Source organism: Streptomyces sp. NPDC001027, from assembly GCF_040299045.1.
In the GTDB taxonomy this organism is placed as follows: Bacteria; Actinomycetota; Actinomycetes; order Streptomycetales; family Streptomycetaceae; genus Streptomyces.
Map to the genome: position 1 here is coordinate 1 of NZ_JBEPBI010000411.1, position 4,448 is coordinate 4,448.

At 70.5% G+C, this 4,448-nt stretch carries 4 protein-coding genes; 3 read left to right on the top strand and 1 reads right to left on the bottom strand.

The features are described 5' to 3' along the window. Positions 1–252 precede the first annotated feature (252 nt). Complete coding sequence (locus ABT300_RS41775; protein WP_502978105.1) at positions 253–897, top strand: uracil-DNA glycosylase; 645 nt, start codon at positions 253–255, stop codon at positions 895–897. 113 nt (positions 898–1,010) lie between these two features. Here the strand turns inward: ABT300_RS41775 and ABT300_RS41780 are convergent, their stop codons facing one another. Further along, positions 1,011–1,706 (bottom strand): GntR family transcriptional regulator, encoded by a 696-nt coding sequence (locus ABT300_RS41780; protein WP_351687762.1) that lies wholly within the window; start codon positions 1,704–1,706, stop codon positions 1,011–1,013. Positions 1,707–1,859: 153 nt separating this feature from the next. Between ABT300_RS41780 and ABT300_RS41785 the strand changes: the two genes are divergently transcribed. Both ABT300_RS41785 and ABT300_RS41790 read left to right on the top strand, forming a co-directional pair. After that, positions 1,860–3,338, top strand: a complete 1,479-nt coding sequence (locus tag ABT300_RS41785; protein WP_351687764.1) for an NCS1 family nucleobase:cation symporter-1 — start codon at positions 1,860–1,862, stop codon at positions 3,336–3,338. A 5-nt stretch (positions 3,339–3,343) separates the two neighbouring features. Further along, entirely contained in the window at positions 3,344–4,093 is a 750-nt protein-coding gene (locus ABT300_RS41790) for an aspartate/glutamate racemase family protein (RefSeq protein ID WP_351687766.1), read from the top strand. Positions 4,094–4,448 lie beyond the last annotated feature (355 nt).

Below are 4,448 nucleotides of genomic sequence, written 5' to 3' on the forward strand. Positions count from 1 at the left end.
ATACTTTACCACCTCTACTTTCTTAAGATCTCCCACGCTATTCCTATAGCCCCCGGCACCCCTCGCGCCCCCGGCACCCCTCGCGCCCCCGGCACCTCTCGGGCCTCTGTCACCCCTCCCGCCTCCGGCGCCTCCCGCGGCCGCTCCCGTGGTTCGGCTGCTGCAGTCCCCGGCGGCGCGCGCGGCGGGTCCGACTCGGCTCTTGTCGCGCTTGACCGGCGTGTCGCGGGGTGTGACGCGTGTCCTCGGCTGGTGGCCTGGCGTGAAGAGGCGGCGCGTGACAAGCGGGCGGCGTTCGCCGACTGGACGTACTGGGGGCGGCCCGTTCCCGGGTTCGGGCCGGCCGACGCGCGACTGCTGATCGTAGGGCTGGCCCCGGCCGCGCACGGCGGGAACCGTACGGGGCGGATGTTCACGGGTGACCGTTCCGGGGACGTGCTGTATCAGGCGCTGTACGACGTGGGGCTGGCGTCGCAGCCCACCTCCGTCTCCGTCGACGACGGTCTCGAGCTGTACGGGGTGCGGGTCACCTCGCCGGTGCACTGTGCGCCGCCGGCGAACCGGCCCACTCCGGGGGAGCGGGACACCTGCCGGCCCTGGCTCGTGCAGGAGCTGCGGCTGCTGAGGCCGACGTTGCGCGCGGTCGTGGTGCTCGGCGGCTTCGGCTGGCAGGCCGCGCTGCCCGCGTTCGGCGAGGCGGGCTGGGTTCTGCCGAGGCCGCGGCCCGTTTTCGCGCACGGGGCGCGGGTGCGCTTGGACGGCCCGCCGGACGGTGACGGTCTCGACGTCTTCGGCTGCTTCCATGTCAGCCAGCGCAACACCTTCACCGGTCGGCTCACCGCCGAGATGCTGCGTGATGTGCTCCGGACGGCTGCAGGGGCGGCGGGACTGGCGTAGTCCGCCGCGTGGGCCGGTGGCCGCGGCCCTGGGCGGCGTACAGACGCCAGGAGGCCACGCCGGGGGAGGCGGTCCGGCGCCGGAGGCCGCGGCTGAACCCTCGGCGGGAAGGTTCAGCTCGGTCCTTCGAGGGCGGGGCGCAGGGGTGTGGACGGGGCTTCGCGGGCGTCCCCGAAGAGGTGCCGCACGGTGGAGCGGTAGTTGGCCTGCACGTGGTGGAGGGCGTGCGTGCGGGCGCGGTCGGGGTCGCCGGAGGCGATGGCGTCGTACAGCTCCTGGTGTTCGGTGAGGAGCTGAGGCCATTCCTCGTTGCGTCGGGTGAGCCATTGCAGGCGCCCGGCGACGGGTTCCATGACCGAGATCAGCAGGGTGTTGCCGGCCATGGCGAGGAGGCGGTCGTGGAAGCGGGTGTTGATGTCGGTGATCGTCTCGGCGTCGCCGGCTTCGGTGGCGCTCGCCGCGCGTGTCAGGAGTTCGCGCAGTTCGGCGAGGTCCTCAGGGGTGGCGCGGGCGGCGGCGAGACCGGCGGCGTATACCTCCAGGGCCTCGCGCAGTTCGAAGAGCTCGTTGACGTCGGTGGGGCTCAGGGGGCGTACGACGATACGGCGCGGGGTTTCGAACAGGACGAAGCCTTCGGCCACGAGGGCCCGGATGGCTTCCCGCACCGGAACCCTGGAGACGCCGAAGCGCTCGGCGAGCTCACGCTCGACGAGCCGGTCTCCAGGGCGGAGACTGCCGGCGATGATCTCCTGCCGAAGGGCCCCCAGCACCCGTTCGCGCACCGCTCCGAGCGGTTCGATCTTCGTCATGGACCCATCCTCGCCGATGCGAGGGGACTTTCACGGGGCTGTAACGGGACGGACATCGGTCAGAACGCTTGACGACGGGACCATGTCCGCAGTTTGGTATACCAAACGACCGGTCGTAGTCTCCTCCTCCGTCCCCTCGCCCAGGGAGGCCCCGTGTCCCTCGCCGACAGCGCCGAAGTCACCGGCGCGCCAGCGTTCGTCCCCGACCCCCGGCTCACCAACGAAGACCTCGCCCCCGCCGACAAGCGGAACTGGAAGGTCTTCGACCTCTTCGCCATGTGGATGTCGGACGTCCACAACCTCGGCAACTACACCTTCGCCGCCGGTCTGCTGGTCCTCGGCATGAACGTCTGGCAGATCTTCACATCGCTCCTCGTGGGCTTCGTGCTCATCTACGTCGGCATGAACTGGATGGGCAGGATCGGCCAGCGGCACGGGGTGCCCTTCCCGGTCGTCAGCCGTATCAGCTTCGGAGTCTGGGGAGCCAACATCCCGGCCCTCATACGGGCCGTGATCGCCATCATGTGGTACGGCATCCAGACCTATCTCGCCTCGGTCGCCGTCAACGTGATGCTGCTGGCGGCCTGGCCGGGCCTCGAGTCCTGGACGCACAGCTCGTTCCTGGGCCTCGACGCGCTCGGCTGGGTGTCGTTCGTGTCGCTCTGGCTGATCCAGGCGCTGATCATCAGCCGGGGCATGGAGTCGGTGCGCAAGTTCCAGGACTTCTGCGGTCCGGCGATCTGGCTGGTGATGATCGCCCTGGCGGTGTGGGTGCTGTCCAAGGCCGGCTGGACCATCTCCCTGACCTCCACCCCGCACCCGGTCTCCGTGGGCGAACAGTGGCGGCAGTGGTTCGGCGCGATCGGCCTGATCCTCGCCACCTACGGCACCCTGATGCTCAACTTCTGTGACTTCTCCCGCTTCGCGCCCGACTACCGCACGGTCCGGCGCGGCAACTTCTGGGGCCTGCCGCTCAACTCGACGGCGTTCGTGGTGGTTTCCGTGATCGTGACGGCCGGCTCGCTGGAGGTGTTCGGGGAGGCCATCACCGACCCGGCGGAACTGGTCGCCAAGGTCGGCAACACCTGGGTGCTCGTCCTGGGCGCGCTCACCTTCGCCATCGCGACCATGGGCGTCAACATCGTGGCCAACTTCGTCTCGCCTGCGTACGACCTCGCCAACGTCTGGCCGCAGAAGATCACGTTCAAGGTCGGCGGCATGATCAGCACGGTCGCCGCCCTGGTCGTCACGCCCTGGAACCTCTTCTCCAACCCCACCGTCGTCAACTACTTCCTCGGCGGCCTCGGGGCCTTCCTCGGCCCGCTGTTCGGCGTGATCATGGTCGACTACTACTGGGTCAAGCGCGGCCGGGTCGATGTGCAGGAGCTCTTCGACGGCCGGCCCGGCTCCCGCTACTACTACCGCAGGGGCGTCAACCCCAAGGCCCTGTGGGCGTTCCTGCCCTCGGCCGCGGTCGCGGCGGTCCTCGCGCTGGTGAAGACGTTCAGCGATGTCGCCCCCTACTCCTGGTTCATCGGGACGGCCCTCGGCGCGGGTCTCTACGTCCTGCTGTGCCGCGACGAGCGGACGGCGGGCGCCGCGGCCGTCGCCGAGAAGCCGGTGGAGGTCTGACCGGAGTGCGGAACGTACGGATCGTCGTCACCAACTGCAACACCACGCGGGAGATGACCGAGGAGATCGTGCGAGGCGCCCGGGCCGCGGCAGGTCCGGGCACCGCAGTGACCGGACTGACCCCCGAGTGGGGTCCCGAGTCGGCGGAGAGCTGGCTGGACAGCTATCTCTCCGCCGCGGCGGTCATGGACGCACTGCGGACCTACGCCGGACCGCCCTATGACGCCGTGGTCATGGCCGGATTCGGCGAGCACGGCCGGGAGGGCGTGCGGGAGTTGGTCGACGTGCCCGTCGTCGACATCACCGAGGCCGCGGCGCACCTGGCGTGTCTGCTGGGGCGCCGGTACGGGGTGGTGACCACGCTGGAACGCTCCTGCGGCCAGATCGAGGACAGCCTGGAGCTCGCCGGCGTGGGCCGCAACTGCGCCGCCGTCGTCGGCACCGGCCTCGGCGTTCTCGACCTCGGCGACGTCGAGCGCACGGAGGCGGCGTTCCTGGCCGCGGCCGAGCGGTGCCGGCAGGCCGGAGCCGAGGTGCTGGTCCTCGGATGCGCCGGGATGACGGGGCTGCAGCGGGCAGTGGGCGACAAGCTGGGCGTTCCGGTCGTCGACGGGGTGGGGGCGGCGGTGAAGCTGGCGGAGGGGCTGGTGGGGCTGGGCCTGACGACCAGCCGGGCGGGGAGCTTCGCGAAACCCGAGCCCAAGGAGAGGTCATGGCGACCCGTGCGGCCCCCCGGCCCGGAACCCGCCCGGTGACGTGAGCCCGCCGGGGAGGGGCATGGGCGTGGCCGTCCCGGAGCGGAGCGGAGCGGCGCCGCGCGGCGACCGACCGTCCCCGGGGCGCCTCCGCCCGTACCCCGCCGGTCGCGGCGCCGGTCGTGCCGCCGCCAGTCGCGCCGCGGGCAGTGCCGTCGGCGCTCACCGCGGCGGTTTATCCGTTGGACAGAGCGGACCCTCTTCGCCAGGCTTCCTGCCATGCGCAGCAAGAACCTGGGCCGATTCACGGCGGCGGACTTCTAGTGTGATGCGCCTGAAATGGCGACTCTAAGTTGCTGTTAGGTATTGGTGGTTGGTGGGTTGATTTTGGTGAGGTAGTCGGCGAGCGAGTTGA

What these genes read in the sequence shown, in the direction of transcription:
- ABT300_RS41780 (WP_351687762.1), bottom strand. Translation starts at nt 1,706, where the DNA reads ATGACGAAGATCGAACCGCTCGGAGCGGTGCGCGAACGGGTGCTGGGG.